We start from the raw sequence: 22,435 nt of genomic DNA, 5'->3' as shown, positions 1-22,435 counted from the left end.
ATATGATATTAGACGTTTATTGCTGTACTTTTTTTGATTTTAAAAAATAAGTCCGTCCAGGATAGGTTTGCTTGATGCTTTAACCTAAAAAGAACCTAGAATCAATTTTTGACTCTAGGTTCTAAATAAAATATTGTTACGTTTTTATTTTAATGCTTAAAATGACGAGTTCCTGTAAATACCATAGCTACATCATGATCATCACAATAGTTAATACTTAATTCATCTTTGATAGAACCACCTGGTTGAATAACAGCTGAAATACCTGCGTTGTCCGCAATTTCTACACAATCTGGAAAAGGAAAAAATGCATCACTAGCCATTACAGCTCCTTTTAAATCAAATTTGAATGATTGCGCTTTATGAATCGCTTGGTTTAAAGCATCAACTCTACTTGTTTGTCCTGTTCCACTAGCACACAATTGTTTGTTTTTTACCAAAACAATGGTATTCGATTTTGTATGCTTACATATTTTAGAAGCAAATATTAAATCGTCTAATTCTTCTGAAGTTGCCGTTGTTTTTGTAACGGCTTTTAAACCTTCAAGTGTATCTGTAATGTTATTTCTGTCCTGAACTAAAACACCATTTAAACAACTTCTTACATTTGTTTGAGGCATTTCAATATCTTTTAAAATTAAAAGAATTCTGTTTTTCTTTCCTTTTAATATTTCTAAAGCTTCAGCAGAGAATGAAGGTGCAATAACAACTTCACAGAATAATTTGTGAATCTCTTCGGCAGTAGCAACATCTATTTCAGTATTACTGATTAAAACTCCACCAAAAGCAGAAACAGGATCACCAGCTAAAGCATCTACATAAGCTTGATGTAAAGTATCACGTTGCGCTAAACCACATGCATTATTATGTTTTAAAACAGCAAATGTTGGTGCGTCGTTTTTAAATTCTAACATCAAATTTACAGCGGCATCAACATCTAAAAGATTGTTGTAGCTTAATTCTTTACCGTGTAGTTTTGTGAAAATCTCATCAAAATCACCGAAGAAAAATCCTTTTTGATGTGGGTTTTCACCATATCGTAAAACTTTTCCGTTGTTTTCTGAAATTTTTAATGTCGGAATTTCTTGATTTTTGTTGAAGTAATTAAAAATTGCAGAATCGTAATGAGAGGATACATTAAATGCTTTTGCTGCAAATTGCTTTCTGTCATCTTCAGACGTTTCACCATTTTTAGATTCTAATAATTCTAAAAATTCAGCATAATCATCAACAGAAGAAACACAAGTAACATCTGCATAGTTTTTTGCAGCCGCTCTAATTAAAGAAATTCCTCCGATATCAATTTTTTCAATAATATCTTGGTTGCTTGCTCCTGACGCTACCGTTTTTTCAAAAGGATATAAGTCAACAATGACTACATCTATTTGAGGAATATCAAATTCTTTGATTTCAGCCACATCACCTTCGTGATTTTGACGATTTAAAATACCCCCAAATACTTTAGGGTGCAATGTTTTTACACGACCACCAAGAATGGATGGGTAAGATGTAACATCTTCTACAGGTACGACATCGATACCTAAGTCTTTAATAAATTTTTCTGTCCCTCCTGTAGAATAAATTGTAACATTTAAGTCGTTTAATTTTTTTACAATAGGTGCTAATCCATCTTTACTAAATACCGAAATTAGTGCTGACGAAATGGTTTTGTTACTCATAATGTTGTGTTGTATGTTGTATTGTGATTTTGATGGTGCAAAAATACGTATATTCAGAGTTATAGTTTTGTCCTAAAACGAGTTTCTTTCAGTTTTTTGTAACAATAAATTGTTGAAAACGTCCTATATTTAAAATGTTGAATTCATAAGACGTTTTATTTTGTAGGAAATAGAATATTTTAGGATGAATTTTATATAAAAACAACCGTTGCATGCTGGTCTATTTACGTTTACTAAAAGAAAGTTTTTCATTTGCAATTAATGCACTTCGTAATAATAAACTCAGAACTTTTTTATCACTTTTAGGTGTTACTGTTGGTATCTTTTCTATCATAGCTGTTTTGGCAGCGGTAGATTCTTTGGATAAAACGATTACTTCTCAATTAAGTTCTCTAGATAGTAATACCATGTATTTAGCAAATATGTCTTTTGGACCAACAGATGTACCACGATGGCAAAGAGAAACTTTTGATGAGGTGTCTTATAATGAATATAGAAGTATAAAAGCTTCCGTTTCTGAAGTAGAACATGTTGCATTGCAGTTATTTGTAAAGCGTGAAAATATAAGATATGAATCTGAATTAGTAAGTAGTGTAAATACGGTTGTTGTATCTCATGAGTTTATTGACATTCAGGTTATGGAATTTGAAAAAGGAAGGTTTTATAACGAATCTGAATCAAGTTCGGGACGACCAGTTGTGGTTATTGGTTCAGAAATCGCAAAATCGCTTTTTGGAGAGTTAGAGCCTATCGGTAAAAAAGTACGTCTATATGGCCAAAAATTTACTGTGATTGGAGTTGTTAAAAAAGAGGGTTCTGGCTTGTTTGGTGATAGTAATGATGTTTCTATATTTCTACCTGCTAATTATGTAAGAAATAGATACGGTGATAACAATCCGTTTATGAAATATATTGTGATCATAAAACCTGAAAAAGGAGCTGATATCGACGGAGTAAAAGCTGAACTTACTCAAATGATGCGGAATAAACGTGGTTTAAAGGTAGATGAAATAGATACGTTTTTTATTAGTGTTATTTCTGGTTTTCAGGATGCTATTGATCAAATTTTAGGGATATTAAACCTCATCGGTTGGGTTATTAGTGGCTTTTCACTTTTAGTAGGTGGCTTTGGAATTGCTAATATTATGTTTGTAAGTGTAAAAGAACGAACGAATCTTATTGGAATTCAGAAATCATTAGGGGCTAAAAATAGATTCATTTTATTCCAGTTCTTGTTCGAGGCTGTGATTTTAGCAGTAGTCGGTGGTCTTGTAGGTTTGTTTTTAGTTTGGATAGGTACCTTAATAGGGAGTAGCCTTACCGATGATTTTGAGTTTGTTCTTTCGATACAAAATATGCTTTTAGGATTTTTTATATCTTCTATAATAGGCTTAATTTCAGGTGTAATTCCTGCTTTAAGAGCTTCAAGGTTAGATCCTGTAGAAGCTATTAGAACAGGAATGTAATTTATGATAGAAGTTTTTAAACTAATAGTGTCGCAACTTCTTTACATATAAATTCTAAAAAGCGTTCATCAGCTTCGGTAAAAGGGTCTGGAGTACCAGAATCAATATCTATTTGTCCAACGTTTTCTCCATTAACAAAAATAGGAATCACAATTTCGGCTTTCACAGATATACTACAAGCAATATAATTATCTTGTGCAGCGACATCAGGAACTACAAAATTTTCATTACTTACAGCAACTTGTCCACAGATTCCTTTTCCAAATGGAATAATAACATGGTCTGTAGGTTCACCAACGTATGGTCCTAATTTTAATTCGTTTTTATCTCCATTTTTGAAGTAAAATCCAACCCAGTTATAGTAACTTATGTTAGCTTCTAGAGTTTCACAAATCTTCAATAATCGCTCATCTAAGCTTAGATTTTCTTGCGCGATGATCGATTTTATTTCTGGTTTTAAGTCTTGTAAATTCATAGTTGTAATAACTTTTTACAAAAGTATCTAAAATACACTATTTTAAATTACTGTTTTTATAAATTTAACACCAAACTAATAACGAAGCAAATTTGAAAGCTCTTTTGAGAAAATATAAGTCAGTTATTCGCTTTATAATTACGTTTTTAGTGGTTTATGGAGTGTTGAGTATGGGTTATAATTTATACTTAAATATGTCTGATGGTAGTAAATACTACCCAGATTATTTAACAAATTTAGTCGCTGAGCAAACTAATTCTTTACTGACGGCCATAGGCTATGATTCTCAGGTTATTCCGCATCCCGATCAGCCATCACTAAAAGTAATTGTTAATGGAAAATATGTAGCGCGAGTTATTGAAGGTTGTAATAGTGCTAGTGTTATTATCTTGTTTTTGTCATTTATAACAGCATTTGCAGGTAAGTTTAAAACGACTTTATTTTATTGTTTTGCTGGTAGTATTATAATTTATGCATTTAACCTTATTAGAATGGTAATACTTACTATAGGATTATATCATTACCCTTGGAGACAAGAAATTCTTCATTCTGTTATATTTCCTGTAATTATTTATGGAACCGTTTTTTTATTATGGATGTTTTGGGTTAATCGATTTTCAAATAATAAGAAATAGTATGAGTAAATTGGTTAAGTTACTGTTGTTAGGGGTTTTGATTTTGCTTTTAATGCTCATCAGAGCTTTTGAAGATGTATTGTTTTACGATCCGTATTTAACCTTTTTTGAAAATGACTATTTGTATTTAGATAATCCCAGAAGAGAAATTGCAAAGCTAATTTTATTTACAACACTTCGATTTTTATTAAACACCCTTATTTCTTTAGGTATTTTATTTGTTGTTTTTAGGGATGCTGGTATTATTAAATTTTCAATGTTAATTTACAGTATCGCTTATGTGTTATTGCTTATTCCGTTTGTATATTTTGTTATCAATCCTAATCAAGACGATTATTATTTGTTCTTTAATATCAGACGCTTTTTAATTCAACCTATTGGTATTATACTGCTGCTTCCAGCATTCTATTATTATAAGTTAAATCGTTAATAGTCTAATATTAAATATAGAGTATTCGAGAATTTTGTAACTTTACATCGTGAAATTTTCATACACACATAAAGTTTTTTCAATTGCTTTATCATTTCTGGTATTGTTTACAACGTTGTCATTAACGATTGAGAAACATTTCTGTGGAGATACTTTAATAGATATTGCTATATTTTCAGAAGCTGAAATATGTGGAATGCAAGATATAAAGATGGATCAAGACAACATGATGGAAAAATCGTGTTGTAAAAATGAGAAAGAAGTTATTGATGGTGTCAATAAATTAGTTACAAAATCATTTGACGATTTTCATGATTTACAAAAGCTAGTGCTTATAGCTTATAGTTATTCTTACATTAATCTTTTTGAAGAGTTACCTAATGCTGTAATTCCTCATAAAAACTATTCACCACCCAAACTCATCAAAGACATATATGTTTTAGATGAAACTTACCTTATTTGATAGTGTATAACCCTTAAAAAAGGAGGCACATACTTTTGTGCTATTAGTTATGCATACAAATCAAATAAATGAAAAAAACATATTTTATTATAAGTTTTGCGTTATTGTCTTATGTGGCAATTGCACAAGAACAGTTAACAGGTACTATTTTAGAAACAAGTAGTACAAAAGCAATGCCACTACCTGGCGCCAATGTGTATTGGCTAGATTCGTCTATTGGAGCTATTACTGCAGAAGACGGAACATTTTCGTTACCCTATAAGTTTTCTTATAACAAGTTAGTTGTAAGTTATGTTGGTTTTAAAACCGATACAATTACTGTAGACGAAAATAAAAATATTAGACACGTACTTCAAGCAAGTGAAGAATTAGATGCTGTAGAAATTTCATCTCGGAAACAGGCTACACGTAAATCTTACTTACAAGCTACAAACACATTTACTGTTACAAGTGACGAATTATTAAAAGCAGCTTGTTGTAATCTGGCAGAGAGTTTTGAAACCAATCCTTCTATTGATGTTAATTTTGCAGATGCAGTTTCTGGAACACGACAAATTAAAATGCTAGGATTAACATCTCCTTATATATTAATTGCTACCGAAAATATTCCTGCTATTAGAGGTGCTTCTCAAGCTTATGGATTAAGTTTTATTCCTGGTACTTGGGTAGAAAGTATTCAAATTACAAAAGGGACAGGAAGTGTAGTTAACGGTTTTGAAAGTATTGCAGGCCAGATTAACGCTGAGTTGGTTAAGCCAACAACAGATGATAAATTGTTTATAAATCTTTATGGAGCATCTAGTGAACGATTAGAATTAAATACACACTTCAATACAAAGGTCTCTGATAAGTGGAGTACAGGTTTATACTTACATGGTAACACACATCAAGAAAAACATGATGTAAATAATGATAGATTTATGGATATGCCCATCTATAATCAGATCAATGTAATGAACCGTTGGCAATATACTAATTCCGAAAAAGGATTGGTAAGTTTTATTAATTTAAGATACTTAAATGACGAAAAACAAGCCGGACAAGTTGATTTTGATCCTGAAACAGATAAAGGAACCACTAATTTTTGGGGAAGTGAAATAGATACTGAACGTTTTGAAGTAACAACAAAATTAGGGTATGTAAATCCTGAAATTCCTTATCAAAGTATTGGTTTTCAGATTGCTTTTAGTCATCATAAACAAGATTCTTATTTTGGATTAAATTTATACGATATAGAGCATAATAGCTTTTATTCAAACATTGTTTACAATACCATTATTTCAGATTCGCGTCATAAAGTAAAAACGGGAGTAAGTTTTACTTACGATCACTATGATGAATTGGTAAACACAAATACTTACGAACGGACAGAAAATTCTGTTGGTGGTTTTTTTGAATATGCTTACGATAATTTAGATAAGCTAACCATGACGGCAGGAGTAAGGGTAGATCAGCATAATAAATTAGGCTTTTTTGTAACGCCGCGTTTACATGTTCGTTATACACCTTGGGAAAAATCAGCATTAAGAGCGTCTATAGGAAGAGGGAAACGAAGTGCTAATATTTTTGCTGAAAACCAAAATATGTTTTCGAGCTCTAGACAAATCAATATCTTAAGTTCTGGTGGTGAAATTTATGGTTTAGATCCAGAAATTGCATGGAATTACGGTATTAGTTATTTGCAAGGCTTTAATTTATTTGATAGAAAAGCAGATGTTACATTTGATTTTTACAGAACCGATTTTCAGAATCAAGTGGTTGTAGATTGGGAAAATCCTTATCAAGTTAATTTCTATAACCTAGATGGAGATAGTTATGCTAATAGCTTTCAATTTGAATTTAATTATAATGTGTTTGAAGGTTTTGACCTAAGAACAGCTTATAAGTTCTATGACATTAAAACGGATTATAATTCAGGTAAATTAGAAAAACCTTTAGTACCAAAGCACCGTGTGTTTGCAAATGCTTCTTATGAAACAGAAGTTAAAATAAACGGAGCACATTGGAAGTTTGATGCGACTTATAATTGGTTAAGTGCTCAACGTTTTTCTAGTACAGATTTAAGCCCTTCACAATATCAATTATCAGATAGAACCCCAACTGTAGCGACTCTTAATTTACAGATTACTAAAGTGTTTTCGCCTAAATTTGAATTATATTTAGGAGGTGAAAACGTAACAAACGTAAGACAAGATAAGCCAGTTATAAGTGCAGATAACCCATTTGGCTCTAATTTTGATAGTAATTTTGTGTATGGTCCAATTTATGGAAGTATGTATTATGCAGGATTACGATTTAGAATGAATTAGTACCTTTCTGTGATTGTAGAAAATTTTATAAATAAAAAATCAACTTAAAATAACTCGTTTCCTGTTATTACGGGATTAACAAAAAACAAAACAATATGAAAAAAATAATTTTAATCTTTTCGCTATTAATAACAACAATAGCATTCTCTCAAAATAAAAATAAAAATGCAAAAGCAAGTCTAGAAGTCGATGGTATTTGTGTTATGTGTAAAGAACGTATAGAAAAAGCCGCAGTGAGAACTAAAGGTGTAAAATCTGCAGTTTGGACTGTTGATACTCATGAGTTAAAATTAATTTACGATGCGCGTAAAACAAATTTAGAGACAATTTCTAAACAAGTTGCTTCAGTTGGTCATGATACCAAAGAAATTAAAGCGACGGAAGAACAATATAATTCAGTGCATCCTTGTTGTAGATATCGTGATGAAGCAGTCATTGATGATCATAAAAACGATTAAAGAAACAAAATAATTAGAAAAAGCCTGAATTTTAAGTTCAGGCTTTTTTATGCTGTGTTATTACTAAACAATACCTTTGAAATACTTATTTTATTAAAATTGAATATAGCGCATGAAAACTAAATTACACATATTCAAAATTGTAGCTAAGCATTTAAGCTTTACGCAAGCAGCGGAACAATTGTTTATTTCTCAACCAGCCGTTTCCAAGTCAATAAAGAATTTAGAAGAAGAATATAAAACAACCTTTTTTATAAGAAAACGTAACTCAATAGAGCTTACAGAAGAAGGAAAGTCGTTTCTGTTATATGTCAATAAAATATTAGCCATCTATTCTGAAATGGAAGAACAATTTCTTCATAAGAAAGAAATATTCCCGGATTTTGTAAGTTTCGGAGTGAGTACAACACTTTCAAACTATATTATACCAAAAGTGATTGCTAAATTTAGGGTTCAGTTTCCACAAACTAAATTCGAGATTATTAGTGATAATTCATCTCATATCGAAGATTTATTATTGAATGAAGATATTGATTTTGGTATTACTGAAGGACGGACTAATCATTCCAAGTTACATTTTGAAAAATTTATAAAAGATGAAATTGTTTTAGTAACCAACGTTAATAATAATGTGTTTAAAAAAGGAAGTATTGATATTGAAACATTACAGACAATTCCTATCATCGAACGCGAAAAAGGATCTGGTACAAAAGCAGTGATTGATGAATTCTTAAAAAATAACGGCATAAAAATGTTGAATACGGTTGTTTCTTTGAGTAGTACAGAAGCTATTAAAAATTATTTATATCACTCTGATCATTACGCATTGCTTTCAATCAGTGCTATTAATAATGATCTGTTACATAATAAATTAAAAATAATAGACATTACAGATTTAAGTATAGAACGTTGGTTTTATTTTGTAAAACGAACAGGGTATCAATCGAGTAATATTCTGTTTTTTGAAAATTTCATTAGAAACAACTATAACTTTTAGTTATTTGTAATAACTAATTGATGTTCTTAATAGTTATTTCTTAGGCTTATTTTTGTATCAAATAATAAGTGATATGAAAGTTTCTGTTTCAAAAATAATTTATGTCTTATTAATTTTATCTGCACTTTTAGGATGGCTAAATAGTCCTACGGCATTAGTATTAGGATTTATATTTACCTTAATTTTTAATAATCCATTTCAATCTTTTAGTCACAAAGCGATCAACTATCTGCTAAAAGTTTCTGTAGTAGGATTAGGTTTTGGAATGTTACTTAAAGAAACACTAGAAACAAGTAAAGAAGGATTAGGGTTAACAGCATTTTCAATCTTCTTAACCGTAGGGTTAGGTTTGTCTCTTACAAGAATATTAAAAATAGATTTAAAATTGGGTCATCTCATTACTTCAGGAACAGCAATTTGTGGAGGGAGTGCAATAGCTGCAATTTCACCTGTTATTAAAGCAAAAAATGAAACAATTAGTATTGCTTTAGGAATTGTATTTTTATTAAATTCTATAGCTTTATTTGTTTTTCCTGCGTTGGGTCATTTGCTAAACTTAACACAAGAACAATTTGGGTTATGGTGTGCAGTCGCTATACATGATACGAGTTCTGTAGTGGGCGCTGCAATAGGTTATGGTGACGAAGCATTAAGGATAGCAACAACAGTAAAGTTATCAAGAACTTTATGGATTATTCCATTATCAATTTTTTCAATGTTCCTTTTTAAAACGAAAGGAGAAAAAATTAAAATCCCTTACTTTATTATTCTGTTTATCGGAGCTATTATAATAAATAGTTATCATATTATACCTGAACCAGCAACAAGTTTTATTGTTACCATCTCTAAACGTTTATTAATAGCTACGTTGTTTCTTGTAGGATCTACAATTTCAGTGAAAGATTTAAAATCTTCAGGTATTAAACCATTTATTTTAGCCTCTTCCTTATGGGTTTTTATCTCAATATTTTCATTGATTTATATTCTGAATTAGAAATTATCAATAAAACATTTAGTTTTTTTAAAATTGAATATATAGATTTAAAAAGTACCAACAACGCCAATAGTACTCATACCTGCACTAATACGCCAGCTTACAGTTTTTGGTTTCGAGTCTGAATAAGAATTATTTCCAGTCATAAAATTATCAATACTATCTACAACGATTACACTTATAGCCATACCTAAACCAACATCACTTAACCAATGTGCTTCTTCCCATAATCTTGAAATAGGGGCGATAGAACCAATAGCATAAATCCCTGATTTAACCCAAATATTACTAAATTGTTTAGCTATAGAGTGTGCCATAGTAAATGATAAAACACTATGTCCAGATGGAAATGAATGAAAGCCAGGTTTGTTACTAAATGGTTCAAACTCATTATAATCACCACTATTGGGTCTTGCTCTACCAACAACGGTTTTAGAAATAGATTGAATGATTCCTGTAGTAATTGCAGACGAAAAGATTAATACACCAGTTTTTCTTACTTTTTCATTATCTGTTAATAGACCAAAGCCATAAATACCTGTAGATACCATAAAGAAGTTTTGTGGACTCCCAAAGTACCAACCAAAGTCTTTTAAGACTTGTGGTGCGCCAACGCCTTGTTTATAAAAAATACGATTAGCTTCTTTATCACTTAAATATAATAAACTGGTACCAGCAACCACACCACCCAATGTTGCAAAATCTTTACCTTTCCAACTTAAAGGTCTCGTAAAAGAATGGCCAATGCCTTTGGCTGTTATTTTAGCATCATATTTCAGATTATCCCATATTTTACTGGGTTTAGAGATCGTTAAAGTAGAATCTATTTGAGAGAAAAGCGAAAAGGAAACGAAAGCGAGTAAACAGAATAGTGTAATTTTTTTTATTGCAGTCGTCATATATGCTAATGTTTAATTAAAATGTAAATATAATAAAGCCTTTGATTTTCATCAAAGGCTTTAAATAATAATTGTCTAAAGTCAATTATATATAATAAGTGTAAGCTTACATCATGCCTGGCATTCCGCCACCGCCCATTGGCATTGCAGGTGCATCTTCTTTAATATCTACTAAAGCACATTCTGTAGTTAAGATCATACCAGCTACCGAAGCTGCATTCTCTAAAGCAATGCGAGTTACTTTTTTAGGATCAATGATACCAGCTTTAAGCATGTCTACATAAGTTTCAGATTTAGCATCATAACCAAAGTCTTTTTTACCTTCTAATACTTTATTAATAACAACAGAGCCTTCACCACCAGCATTTTCTACAATAGTACGTAATGGCGCTTCAATTGCTTTATTTACGATTTGTACACCAGTAGTTTCGTCTAAGTTTTCAGTTACAATCTTTTCTAAAACTTGTTTAGCGCGCACTAAAGCAACACCACCACCAGCAACAATACCTTCTTCTACTGCGGCACGAGTAGCATGTAAAGCATCATCAACACGATCTTTCTTTTCTTTCATTTCAACTTCAGATGCGGCACCAACATAAAGTACAGCAACTCCACCAGCTAATTTAGCTAAACGTTCTTGAAGTTTTTCTTTATCATAATCAGAAGTCGTCGTTTCAATTTGAGCTTTAATTTGGTTAACACGGGCCTTAATGTCTTCAGCTTTACCTTCTCCATTAACAATTGTTGTATTGTCTTTGTCAATAGTTACTGTTTCTGCAGTACCTAGCATAGAAAGATCTGCGTTTTCTAAAGAGAAACCTCTTTCTTCAGAGATAACAACACCACCTGTTAAGATAGCGATATCTTCTAACATTGCTTTACGTCTGTCACCAAAACCAGGAGCTTTAACCGCTGCTATTTTTAATCCACCACGTAATTTGTTTACAACCAAAGTTGCTAAGGCTTGCCCTTCTACATCTTCTGCGATGATTAATAACGGACGACCAGATTGTGCTACAGGTTCTAATATTGGAAGAATTTCTTGTAAGTTAGAAATCTTTTTGTCAAATAATAAAATGTATGGATTTTCTAAATCAGCAATCATTTTATCAGAATCTGTTACGAAGTAAGGCGATAAGTAACCTCTGTCAAACTGCATACCTTCCACAACGTCAACGTAAGTTTCCATTCCTTTAGCTTCTTCAACAGTAATAACACCTTCTTTACCAACTTTACCAAAAGCTTTAGCTATTAAATCACCAATGGTATCATCGTTGTTTGCAGAAATAGCAGCAACTTGTTTGATTTTATCAGAATCGCTACCTACTTTTACAGCTTGTTTTTCTAAATCTTTTACGATAGCCTCAACAGCTTTGTCAATACCACGTTTTAAATCCATTGGATTGGCACCAGCAGCAACATTTTTAAGTCCTTCTTTAACGATTGCTTGTGCTAAAACGGTAGCAGTAGTTGTTCCATCACCAGCTAAATCATTAGTTTTAGAAGCAACTTCTTTTACCATTTGCGCTCCCATGTTTTCAAGCTCATTTTCAAGCTCAATTTCTTTTGCTACAGAAACACCATCTTTAGTGACTTGTGGTGCACCAAATGATTTTCCGATAATTACATTACGACCTTTTGGGCCTAAAGTTACTTTTACTGCATTTGCTAAAGCATCAACACCACGTTTAAGACCGTCGCGAGCTTCAATATCAAATTTTATATCTTTTGCCATAATTTAATTTTATTTGTAATTTCTATTAATGTAGAAATCAATTTGTTTTTAATTAGAGAATTTAGTTGTATCTAATGAGATTGTGCAATTATATAATTGCTAAAATATCGCTCTCACGCATCATTAAATAGTCTGTACCCTCTAGTTTAAGGTCAGTTCCTCCATATTTTCCGTAAAGTACAGTATCTCCGACTTTTACCGTTAAAGGTTCGTCTTTTTTACCATTTCCAACAGCAACAACAGTTCCTTTTTGTGGTTTTTCTTTTGCATTATCAGGGATAATGATACCTGAAGCTGTTTTAGTTTCAGCTTGCATAGGTTCTACAAGAACGCGATCTGCTAAAGGTTTAATATTTAAACTCATTACTATATGTTTTTTTAGTTAATTATTAATCTAATCTTTTATGTAATGTTCGAAAATTATGCCAATAGAGAATATCTGACAAAGTTTCAGATAGGTCTGACGAAATTTGTGGGCATAAAAAAGCCAACTTAAATAAGTTGGCTAAATATTTTTTGAAGAGTAACGTTTTTGTTATTCTGCAGTATTATCGTTTGTTGCTGGTGCAGCAGGTGTTACAGGCATATCTGTAGCTTCGTCAGCATCATAAGCTTTAGATTCAGTTCCGCCACCAGATCCAATAGTTAAATTAGAAGCTAAGATTAAAACAATTAAAGCTGTAGCTAAAAACCATGTACTCTTATCTAAAAAGTCACCAGTTTTCTTTACACCACCTAATTGTTGAGTTCCACCACCACCAAATGATGATGATAATCCTCCACCTTTAGGGTTTTGTACCATAATTACTACGATAAGCAAAAAGGCAACGATTATGATTAGTACTAGGAATATTGTAAATGCACTCATTTTTATATTGTATTATTATCTTTTAATTCTTTTACCAATTTTATTTGGTGTGCAAAGAAACTACTTTTTTCTGGATATTTCAAACTTAAAATTTTGTAAGATTGAATTGCCTTATCATAGTTTTTTTGTTCGAGATAAATTCGAGCTAAAGTTTCAGTCATTAAATTGTCTGAAATATCGCTATCATTGTTAACTAGCTTAGGTTTTGGAGCATTTTTAGAAACAGGTTTTATCTTTGGATTATTGCTGATAAATTTATCTATAATCGCTAATTTATTCTGTAACGGTGTTAATAAATCTTGCTTTAAAACATCATTTTTTTGTTCAGTAGAGATTTCTATATCTACTTTTTCACGCTCAATAGGTTTAAAGCTTGTTATTTTTAACCATTCTGTAAACGAATGATTTTCCGTTTTATTAAAATCTAAAGGCTTACCTATCTTTAATTGTTTTTCTGCTGTATTCTTTTTGTTATCAATAGCGATGATTGAAGTTTCACTTTCTTGATTGTTAACTGTAATTTGTAGTGTTGGTAGCGGTTTAACCTCAAATAAATCAGGATCTAAAACACCTTCAGTTGCTTTAATTTGCGCTTTTAAAGCATCATCAATAGTAACTGTTTTATTTACAGAAATATCATCTGCCGCATTGACTTCAATAGCTTTAAGATGCTCTATATTTAATTTTATTTGTTCGGATATTTCATTCTGATTAAAGATGTCTGATGTAATATAGTCAAATAAAACACTACGATCGGCGGTGTGGGCGGCCGTAGTTTTTAAAGCATTATTGTATTTGTAACTTTCTTTTTGTTTTAAACCTTTAAGGTGCAGTGCTCTTAAGGGTTGAAAATAAGGATACTCTTTAATAACCGAAGCTAGTTCTTCGGTTTGAGCTGCGGTTACAGCTTGCGGATGTTTTAATAAATAGGTTAGTTCTTGAGGTTGCATAATATTACCAGTCTGCTAAAGAGGCATTAAGAATATCTTGTGTTAATCGCTCTATAATTTCGTCAAAAGCAGTGGCCTGTATACTTCCCGAAAGTTGACTTTCTGCTGGATAATCATAATAAAAAGAGAAACGCGTTTCAAAGTCTTTTTCTGGATCTTTACTATTTATAAAACGAACATTTACACTAATGGTAAGTCTGTTTTGAGCCGCGGTATTATCTGCTGTTGCCGTCATTGGAGAAATACGATATTCAACAATTTCACCTTCATAAATAACTTCTCCGCCATTGTTAACTAAACTAGCACTTGTTTGATTGACGATGTAATCCTGAAGTGAGTTAGTAAATAATAGGTCTAAGCCAGGTTCTATAATATCTGCTGTATTTCTAAAGAAGTTAACTTGAAAAGATTCTGGCATATCCGTAATCCCTGTAAATGAATAATTTACTTTACAGCCATGGAAGGTAAAACAAACGGCAACTACTAAAAGATATTTTAATATTTTCATTAAATATAGGTGTTAGGTCTTTTTATGATAGATACACCTAAATGATTTTAGAGTGTAAGTATCTTATATGTTTTAATATAAGAACTGAATTAAGCTAGCTTTCTTGCTCTTTAGGTTCTAAAACTTATTTTAAAGATCAAATTGTTTAATCTTTCTGTAGAGCGTACGTTCGCTTATACCTAATTCAGCGGCAGCTAATTTACGTTTTCCGCTATGGCGTTCTAAAGATTTTTTAATTAATTCTAATTCTTTATCATGTAGCGATAGTGTTTCTTCTTCCTCAATTTCTTCAGCAAAATGATATTTATCTTCTAGCTCGGAAATTGTTTCGTCCATATCTTCTGTGTGTTCAGGAATAGATAAAACTTCTAAATCTTCTACAGCTGCTTCAAATTCTTCATCTTTCTCTTCCCCATAAATTTTCTGAATTAAATGTTCATTGTCTTTTTGAACATCAGAATCACTACCTTTTTTCATGAGTTCCATGGTGAGTTTCTTAAGGTCATTAAGATCGCTTTTCATGTCGAATAAAACTTTATATAAAATTTCTCTCTCACTACTAAAGTCACTTTCAGACTTAGAATTGTTTACTACAGCGGGTAAATTACTTCCTATATTTGGTAAGTAGTTTTGAATTGTACTACCACTAATAGTTCTGTTTTGTTCTAATACCGAAACTTGTTCTGCAACATTTCTAAGTTGACGAATATTACCATTCCAACGGTATTTTAAAAGTAAAACAACCGCTTCATCTGTTAATTTTACAGTTGGCATTTTGTATTTTAGAGCAAAATCGCTGGCAAATTTTCTAAATAATAAATGAATATCTTCTTTACGATCTCTTAAGGGCGGTAAATTGATTTCTACAGTACTTAATCTGTAATATAGATCTTCTCTGAATTTTTCTTTTTTTATGGCTTCAAACATGTTAACGTTAGTAGCCGCTACAATTCTAACATTTGTTTTTTGAACCTTACTAGAACCTACTTTTATAAATTCGCCATTTTCTAAAACACGTAGTAACCGAACTTGAGTCGTTAGTGGTAATTCGCCAACTTCATCTAAAAAAATAGTGCCTTCATCTGCAACTTCAAAATAACCAGATCGGGTAGAGGTTGCACCTGTAAATGCTCCTTTTTCATGTCCGAATAATTCACTATCAATTGTTCCTTCAGGTATTGCACCACAGTTAACAGCAATATACTTACCGTGTTTTCGGTGTGATAGTTGGTGAATAATTCGAGGTATACTTTCTTTACCAACACCACTTTCTCCTGTAACTAAAACAGAAATATCAGTGGGTGATACTTGTATCGCTTTTTCTATTGAGCGATTAAGTTTTTGGTCGTTTCCTATAATACCGAAACGTTGTTTTATAGCTTGAATAGATTCCATAGTTTAATTAACGTAATTAAATCTTTCATTAAATTCAAAAGATAATTCTTCTCCAAAGTTGTAAGCAATATCACGACTTGTAATTCTTCCAGATGTATTATAATCTAATTCGAAATTAAATGATGTACCATTAAAACTAACTCCGTTCCAGTTATTTGTTGATAGGAATTGAGCAATTTGCGGCCCTATTTCATCCGAGTAATCATCTTCTAAAAATTGTAACAAATAATTATCTTCAAAAACTACTTTTAGAGGGTTGGTGTTATCATCAAATTGATAAATTGTATTATTTTCTATTTCGCCTGTAGTTGTGCTACTGCTAATATTTCCTGTTGTAGTGTATGCAATTGTTTCTGTCTGGATAGAGAAACCACCATCGAAAGATTCTTTTTTAACAATACGATCAGAACTATCAACTGTAAATACGGTAGAGATTGAAGTGTCTCCATTCGTTCTCGTTATGGTATTACCGTTGTAAGTGAAATTGTAAATGTAGTTTTCTGCATCTTCTCCGTAATAGTTGTAAGATATTTGAGAAATAATTCCGTTGGTATATGTAATTAACGTTTCATTGGTGGTTGTACCTTGTGTGTTTACCGAGGTATTGCTTGTTATTTGATTAGAACTATTTCTTGTAATAACTAAGTTTTCTGTTTCAGAAGGACTTTCGTTTATAGAAACAGCATTGGTCCCAGAGTTAATTGCATTGTTTGTAATATTGAAACTTGAATTGGTCGTCGTCTCAATAGGAGCTCCGAAAAACTCTAAACTAATCTGCGTATCTAATTGGTAACTAGAAAGTGTTAAGTCTGAATTTTCGGTTCCTGCATCTTCACCATCAGAAGTTAAATCTGGATCAAGAGGTTCATTGTCACAAGATAGGACTAAGATAAAGGCGAATACTATTAAAGCTATTTTTTTCATCAATGTTGTTTATTAATTATGTTTTGAATAATCAATGGCTTTTCCTATAAGTGTAGCACTTGTGCAATCTGTTATAAGTACATTAACTAAATCACCCACTTTATAATGTTCTTTTGGAAAAACTGCAACAGTATTGTCTGAAGTTCTTCCAGACCATTGCAAATCTGATTTTTTAGATGCTTTTTCTATTAAAATTTCTACTGTTTTATTGAGGTGGGCTCGTGTGTTCATTTCACTATACTTTCGTTCTAACAGGATAATTTCCTTTAGACGACGTTTTTTAACAGGTTCTGGTACATCATCTTCCATTTTACGACCCGCTAAAGTTCCAGGACGTTCAGAATAGGTAAACATGTAACCAAAATTATATTTTACATACTCCATTAAAGATAATGTGTCTTGATGATCTTCTTCTGTTTCTGTTGGAAAACCAGCGATTAAATCGACACTTATAGAACATTCAGGGATGATTCGTTTTATATTATCAATAAGCTCAAAGTACTCTTCGCGTGTATGCAAACGATTCATTTCTTTTAAAATACGATCACTTCCACTTTGTACCGGCAAGTGAATGTGATTACAAATATTATCATATTTCGCCATGGTTTCAATAACATCCAAAGTGAAATCTTGTGGGTTAGATGTAGAAAATCGAATACGCATTTTTGGTTGTGCTTTGGCGCATAATTCTAAAAGATTTGCAAAACTAACCGCTGTTGCTTTTTGAAAATCAGAAGCATTATCAAAATCCTTCTTTAAACCACCTCCGTACCATAGATAACTATCAACGTTTTGTCCTAAAAGCGTAATTTCTTTAAAGCCTTTAGACCATAAATCATTTACCTCTTCAATGATACTTTGTGGATCTCTACTGCGTTCTCTTCCTCTTGTAAAAGGAACAACACAAAATGTACACATATTATCGCAACCACGTGTAATGGAAACAAAAGCTGTAATTCCGTTACTGTTTAATCTTACAGGCGAAACATCCCCGTAAGTTTCTTCTTTAGAAAGTATAACGTTAATAGCATCTCTACCTTCATCAACCTCTGCTAATAGGTTAGGTAAATCTTTATAAGCATCTGGACCTACAACTAAATCTACGATTTTTTCTTCGTCTAAAAATTTAGTTTTTAATCGTTCTGCCATACAACCTAAAACACCAACTTTCATTTTTGGGTTTATACGTTTTACAGCGTTGTATTCTTGCAATCTTTTTCTAACCGTTTGTTCTGCTTTATCTCTAATAGAACATGTATTTACTAAAACAAGGTCTGCTTCTTCAAGTATTTGAGTCGTATTAAACCCTTGTTCAGACAGAATAGAAGCTACGATTTCACTGTCGCTAAAATTCATAGCACAGCCATAACTTTCAATGAAAAGCTTGCGTTTGTTTTCTTCTTTATTGTCTAGTATTAAAGATTCACCTTGTTTGTTTTCGTCTATAATTTTCTCCATCGTTAGTGCTCCGTGAAAACGGAATATCTCCTTTTTCAATTTTCATTTAAGAATGCAAAGATAATATTATTTTATAGATTCTGACAAAGTGGCAGTTAAAATTTGATTGAGATTTATCTTTTGTGAGATTAGTGTTGTTATTACTTATGCATTCTTTTTTCTTGAATATATGTAAAAAATAGAGTTCTTTTGGCGTTCTAATCACAAATAGTAAAAATGGATACTACAGAAATCAATCAAAGAATTAACAATGCAAAGGTTTTAGACTTTGGTACTATATTTAATCAATCTATTGAATTGTTTAAAAAAGTTTGGGTACAAGGGTTAATTACATTATTGCTTAATGTCGTTTTAGCAATACCGGTTGTGTTAACCGTTTATATTCCTCTTATTCTTTTTGGTGTCGCAGATGCATTTAGTCGCTCTAGTGATTATAATTCGTATGATTCTTATGGAAGTACAGGTATTTCAATATTTATTAGTTTAGTAATGTTTGTGCTATATATAGTCCTTATTGTAGCTTTGAGTACTATAGGCTTAGCATTGAAAGCTGCTTTTTACAGAATTTGTAAACTTAGAGATTTAGAAGAATTAGGTAAAGAAGATTATTTTTACTTTCTTAGAAAACCATACTTAGGGAAAACCATTAAATTAAGTTTGGCATTTTCTGGTATTGCAATTGCATCTGCAATGTTATGTTTTCTACCTCTTATATATGTTATAGTGCCATTGTCCTTTATGGTTGTTGTTTACGCCTTTAATCCTGATTTGGCAATTAAAGATATCATAAAATTAGCTTTTTTTCTCGGTAACAAAAAATGGCTGTTCTCAGCAGGGCTTATGATAGTATCTGGTTTTTTAGCCATGATTATTGGATTTTTAATGTGTGGTTTTGGAGTTTATGTTACATCATCATTTGGGCAATTACCAGCTTATTTTATTTATAAAGACGTTGTTGGTTTTAATTATGAAAACGATCAATTAAGTCGCATTGAGCAGTTAGGTATAGAGTAAGTCGTGTATTTTAAATACATATTATCTAACGACCTATATGAAATAAGTGCGTTATTCATTTCGTTCAAATTTTAGATCTGTTATTAGATTTATAAAATGTTATTAACCGTAAAAGTCTTACAATCTGTAGGGCTTTTACTATAATTTGAGGTGTATGCTTCACGATAAAATGTATTGTATTTACGACCAAATTAGGATTGTATCTTAAATTTCATATACATTTGTAAACGTAAATTTTGAAGAATGTCAAAGAATCTTGTTATTGTTGAGTCACCTGCAAAGGCTAAAACTATTGAAAAATTTTTAGGAAAAGACTATAAAGTAGAGTCCAGTTTTGGACATATTGCTGATCTTCCTTCTAAAGAGTTAGGGGTCGATGTAGAAGGTGATTTTATGCCTAAGTATCAAGTGTCTAAAGATAAAAAAGACGTTGTAAAGAAACTTAAGGATTTAGCAAAAAAAGCAGACATTGTATGGCTAGCTAGTGATGAGGATCGCGAGGGTGAGGCGATAGCATGGCATTTAGCAGAGACGCTAAAATTAGATAAAGATAAGACAAAGCGTATTGTATTCCATGAGATTACAAAAACAGCTATAAATAAAGCTATAGAGAATCCAAGAAGTATAGATTATAACTTAGTAGATGCCCAACAAGCTAGACGTGTTTTAGACCGTATTGTTGGTTATGAGTTATCACCTGTATTATGGAGAAAGGTAAAAGGAGGTTTGTCTGCAGGAAGAGTACAATCTGTATCCGTACGCTTAATTGTAGAGCGCGAACGCGATGTACAAGCTTTTAAAACGACTGCAACTTATAGAGTTGATGCAGAATTCACAAACGAAAAAGGAAATTCATTTAAAGCAAAGCTTCCAAAGAATTTTAACTCTGAAGAAGAAGCTTTAAAGTTTTTAAAAGATAATGTAGGTGCTTCTTATGAGATTGCAGATTTGCAAAAGAAACCCGCTAAAAAATCACCTGCGGCACCATTTACAACATCTACCTTACAACAGGAAGCATCTCGTAAATTAGGTTATTCAGTGAGTAGAACTATGACCAATGCACAGCGTTTGTATGAAGCTGGTTTTATTACCTATATGAGGACAGATAGTGTTAACTTATCTGATGAAGCAAAAAAAGGAGCTGAAAACGAAATTGTATCAGCTTATGGAGCAGAATTTAGTAATCCTAAAAACTATAAAGGGAAATCTAAAGGTGCTCAAGAAGCTCACGAAGCTATAAGACCTACAGATTTTTCAAACCACACTGTTAATGCAGAACGTGATCAGGCAAGATTATACGATTTAATTTGGAAACGTGCTATTGCATCTCAAATGAGCGATGCAAAATTAGAACGTACCAATCTTAAAATTCAAATTAACGCTAAGAAAAAAATTAACGAGCAATTTACAGCAAACGGTGAAATCATTACGTTTGAAGGGTTTCTTAAAGTTTATTTGGAAGGAACTGATGATGAAGATACAGAACAAGAAGGTATTCTTCCAGATTTAAAAGTAGGGGAAACACTTCAAAACAAATACATCACAGCAACGGAACGTTTTACACGTCCCCCTGCAAGGTTTACAGAAGCTTCTTTGGTTAAGCAATTAGAAGAATTAGGTATTGGTCGTCCGTCTACTTATGCACCAACTATTTCTACCATTCAGAATAGAAATTATGTTGAAAAAGGAGTACATGAAGGAGATGAGAGAAGCTATAAGCAATTAGTATTTGAAGATCAAAAAATAAAAGACAATACATTATCAGAACAAACGGGTTCTAATAAAGGAAAATTAGTACCTACAGATATCGGTATTATTGTAACGGACTTCTTAGTTAATCATTTTGAAAGTATCTTAGATTATAACTTTACAGCAAAAGTTGAAGATCGTTTTGATGATATTGCTGAAGGTAAGCAAGACTGGAGAGAAATGATGAAAGAGTTCTACGAAGGCTTTCATCCGCATGTAAAAGATGTTCAAGAAAATGCAGATCGCGAATCCGGAGAACGTATTTTAGGTAAAGATCCAAAATCTGGCCGTCAGGTTAGTGTGCGTTTAGGTAAATTTGGTCCTATGGTTCAAATCGGAACGATGGAGGATGAAGATAAACCAGAGTTTGCTAGCTTATCACCAGACCAACAACTTAATTCCATTACTTATGAAGAAGCGATGGATTTATTTAAGCTTCCAAAAGCATTAGGTCAGTATAAAGATGAAGATGTTGAGGTAAATAATGGACGTTTTGGACCTTATGTTAGGTTTGGTAAAAAGTTTGTTTCATTGCCAAAAGGAGTCGATCCTTTAGGTGTAGAAATGGATGAGGCATTAATTTATATTAAAGAGAAAGAATTAGCTGATGCACCCATTTATATTTATAAGGATTTAGAAGTTATAAAAGGGAAAGGACGTTTTGGACCATTTATTAAGTGGAACAACATGTTTATCAATGTTAATAAAAAGTATGACTGGGATAATTTATCAGACGAAGACATTGTAACTTTAATTGAAGAGAAGATTCAGAAAGAAATTGATAAAGTGATCCACAACTGGGAAGATGAAGGTGTGCGAGTTGAGAAAGCACGATGGGGAAGGCACAATATCATAAAAGGTAAGCAAAAAGTAGAGTTAGCTAAAACGGTTGATGTTAGTAAAATGACATTAGCAAAAGCTGTAGCACTGCTTGAAAAAAATGCACCCAAGAAAAAAGCGACTAAAAAGAAAGCCGTTAAAAAGACTACTACAAAGAAAAAAACAACAGCTAAAAAGAAGTAATTGAAT

Annotated in this window: 21 protein-coding genes; 10 read left to right on the top strand and 11 right to left on the bottom strand. The window is 31.9% G+C overall.

What is annotated here, in order from left to right; genetic code table 11:
* Positions 1-149: 149 nt before the first annotated feature.
* Positions 150-1,679, bottom strand: coding sequence for a bifunctional phosphoribosylaminoimidazolecarboxamide formyltransferase/IMP cyclohydrolase (gene purH, locus HM985_RS01010; protein ID WP_179374448.1), 1,530 nt, complete (start codon positions 1,677-1,679; stop codon positions 150-152).
* Positions 1,680-1,891: 212 nt separating this feature from the next.
* On the opposite strand from purH, the gene HM985_RS01005 reads away from it, so the two are divergent.
* The gene (locus HM985_RS01005) at positions 1,892-3,145 is read left to right on the top strand and encodes an ABC transporter permease (RefSeq protein WP_179374447.1); all 1,254 of its coding nucleotides are present in this window, start codon (positions 1,892-1,894) and stop codon (positions 3,143-3,145) included.
* Between the two features lie 16 nt (positions 3,146-3,161).
* Here HM985_RS01005 and HM985_RS01000 read toward each other — a convergent pair whose 3' ends face one another.
* On the bottom strand, positions 3,162-3,620 hold the full coding sequence (locus HM985_RS01000) for a GAF domain-containing protein (RefSeq protein WP_179374446.1): 459 nt from the start codon (positions 3,618-3,620) through the stop codon (positions 3,162-3,164).
* Between the two features lie 92 nt (positions 3,621-3,712).
* Between HM985_RS01000 and xrtF the strand changes: the two genes are divergently transcribed.
* From xrtF to HM985_RS00965, 7 genes are all read left to right on the top strand, one after another.
* Positions 3,713-4,255 carry an exosortase family protein XrtF gene (xrtF, locus tag HM985_RS00995; protein WP_179374445.1) on the top strand — a complete coding sequence of 181 codons (543 nt, stop codon included), beginning with the start codon at positions 3,713-3,715 and terminating at the stop codon, positions 4,253-4,255.
* Position 4,256: 1 nt separating this feature from the next.
* A complete protein-coding gene (locus HM985_RS00990) occupies positions 4,257-4,685 on the top strand; it encodes an exosortase F system-associated membrane protein (protein WP_179374444.1) in 429 nt (142 codons plus the stop codon).
* Between the two features lie 49 nt (positions 4,686-4,734).
* The gene (locus HM985_RS00985) at positions 4,735-5,148 is read left to right on the top strand and encodes an HYC_CC_PP family protein (RefSeq protein WP_179374443.1); all 414 of its coding nucleotides are present in this window, start codon (positions 4,735-4,737) and stop codon (positions 5,146-5,148) included.
* Positions 5,149-5,216: 68 nt separating this feature from the next.
* Entirely contained in the window at positions 5,217-7,457 is a 2,241-nt protein-coding gene (locus tag HM985_RS00980) for a TonB-dependent receptor (RefSeq protein ID WP_179374442.1), read from the top strand.
* A gap of 95 nt (positions 7,458-7,552) precedes the next feature.
* Complete coding sequence (locus HM985_RS00975) at positions 7,553-7,915, top strand: heavy-metal-associated domain-containing protein (RefSeq protein ID WP_179374441.1); 363 nt, start codon at positions 7,553-7,555, stop codon at positions 7,913-7,915.
* Between the two features lie 112 nt (positions 7,916-8,027).
* The gene (locus HM985_RS00970) at positions 8,028-8,912 is read left to right on the top strand and encodes a LysR family transcriptional regulator (protein ID WP_179374440.1); all 885 of its coding nucleotides are present in this window, start codon (positions 8,028-8,030) and stop codon (positions 8,910-8,912) included.
* A 73-nt stretch (positions 8,913-8,985) separates the two neighbouring features.
* Positions 8,986-9,906: a YeiH family protein gene (locus HM985_RS00965; RefSeq protein WP_179374439.1), complete on the top strand. Its 921-nt coding sequence runs from the start codon at positions 8,986-8,988 to the stop codon at positions 9,904-9,906.
* A 47-nt stretch (positions 9,907-9,953) separates the two neighbouring features.
* Here HM985_RS00965 and HM985_RS00960 read toward each other — a convergent pair whose 3' ends face one another.
* The 9 genes from HM985_RS00960 to miaB form a co-directional block, all read right to left on the bottom strand.
* Entirely contained in the window at positions 9,954-10,805 is an 852-nt protein-coding gene (locus HM985_RS00960) for a phosphatase PAP2 family protein (RefSeq protein WP_179374438.1), read from the bottom strand.
* A gap of 106 nt (positions 10,806-10,911) precedes the next feature.
* A complete protein-coding gene (gene groL, locus HM985_RS00955) occupies positions 10,912-12,540 on the bottom strand; it encodes a chaperonin GroEL (RefSeq protein ID WP_179374437.1) in 1,629 nt (542 codons plus the stop codon).
* A gap of 88 nt (positions 12,541-12,628) precedes the next feature.
* The gene (locus HM985_RS00950) at positions 12,629-12,904 is read right to left on the bottom strand and encodes a co-chaperone GroES (RefSeq protein WP_173587352.1); all 276 of its coding nucleotides are present in this window, start codon (positions 12,902-12,904) and stop codon (positions 12,629-12,631) included.
* A gap of 171 nt (positions 12,905-13,075) precedes the next feature.
* Positions 13,076-13,408, bottom strand: coding sequence for a preprotein translocase subunit SecG (gene secG, locus HM985_RS00945; protein ID WP_179374436.1), 333 nt, complete (start codon positions 13,406-13,408; stop codon positions 13,076-13,078).
* A 2-nt stretch (positions 13,409-13,410) separates the two neighbouring features.
* The gene (locus HM985_RS00940) at positions 13,411-14,358 is read right to left on the bottom strand and encodes a hypothetical protein (protein ID WP_179374435.1); all 948 of its coding nucleotides are present in this window, start codon (positions 14,356-14,358) and stop codon (positions 13,411-13,413) included.
* A 4-nt stretch (positions 14,359-14,362) separates the two neighbouring features.
* Positions 14,363-14,866, bottom strand: coding sequence for an LptE family protein (locus HM985_RS00935; RefSeq protein WP_179374434.1), 504 nt, complete (start codon positions 14,864-14,866; stop codon positions 14,363-14,365).
* A 129-nt stretch (positions 14,867-14,995) separates the two neighbouring features.
* Complete coding sequence (locus HM985_RS00930; RefSeq protein WP_179374433.1) at positions 14,996-16,261, bottom strand: sigma 54-interacting transcriptional regulator; 1,266 nt, start codon at positions 16,259-16,261, stop codon at positions 14,996-14,998.
* A gap of 3 nt (positions 16,262-16,264) precedes the next feature.
* Positions 16,265-17,185 carry a hypothetical protein gene (locus HM985_RS00925; RefSeq protein WP_179374432.1) on the bottom strand — a complete coding sequence of 307 codons (921 nt, stop codon included), beginning with the start codon at positions 17,183-17,185 and terminating at the stop codon, positions 16,265-16,267.
* 12 nt (positions 17,186-17,197) lie between these two features.
* Positions 17,198-18,643, bottom strand: coding sequence for a tRNA (N6-isopentenyl adenosine(37)-C2)-methylthiotransferase MiaB (gene miaB, locus HM985_RS00920; protein ID WP_179374931.1), 1,446 nt, complete (start codon positions 18,641-18,643; stop codon positions 17,198-17,200).
* A 216-nt stretch (positions 18,644-18,859) separates the two neighbouring features.
* Between miaB and HM985_RS00915 the strand changes: the two genes are divergently transcribed.
* Positions 18,860-19,657, top strand: coding sequence for a hypothetical protein (locus tag HM985_RS00915; protein WP_179374431.1), 798 nt, complete (start codon positions 18,860-18,862; stop codon positions 19,655-19,657).
* Between the two features lie 243 nt (positions 19,658-19,900).
* Positions 19,901-22,429, top strand: a complete 2,529-nt coding sequence (gene topA / locus HM985_RS00910) for a type I DNA topoisomerase (RefSeq protein WP_179374430.1) — start codon at positions 19,901-19,903, stop codon at positions 22,427-22,429.
* The last annotated feature ends 6 nt before the right edge of the window (positions 22,430-22,435 follow it).

It is taken from the genome of Winogradskyella wichelsiae, from assembly GCF_013403925.1.
In the GTDB taxonomy this organism is placed as follows: domain Bacteria; phylum Bacteroidota; class Bacteroidia; order Flavobacteriales; family Flavobacteriaceae; genus Winogradskyella; species Winogradskyella wichelsiae.
This window is presented reverse-complemented; position numbering and strand designations above follow the sequence as displayed.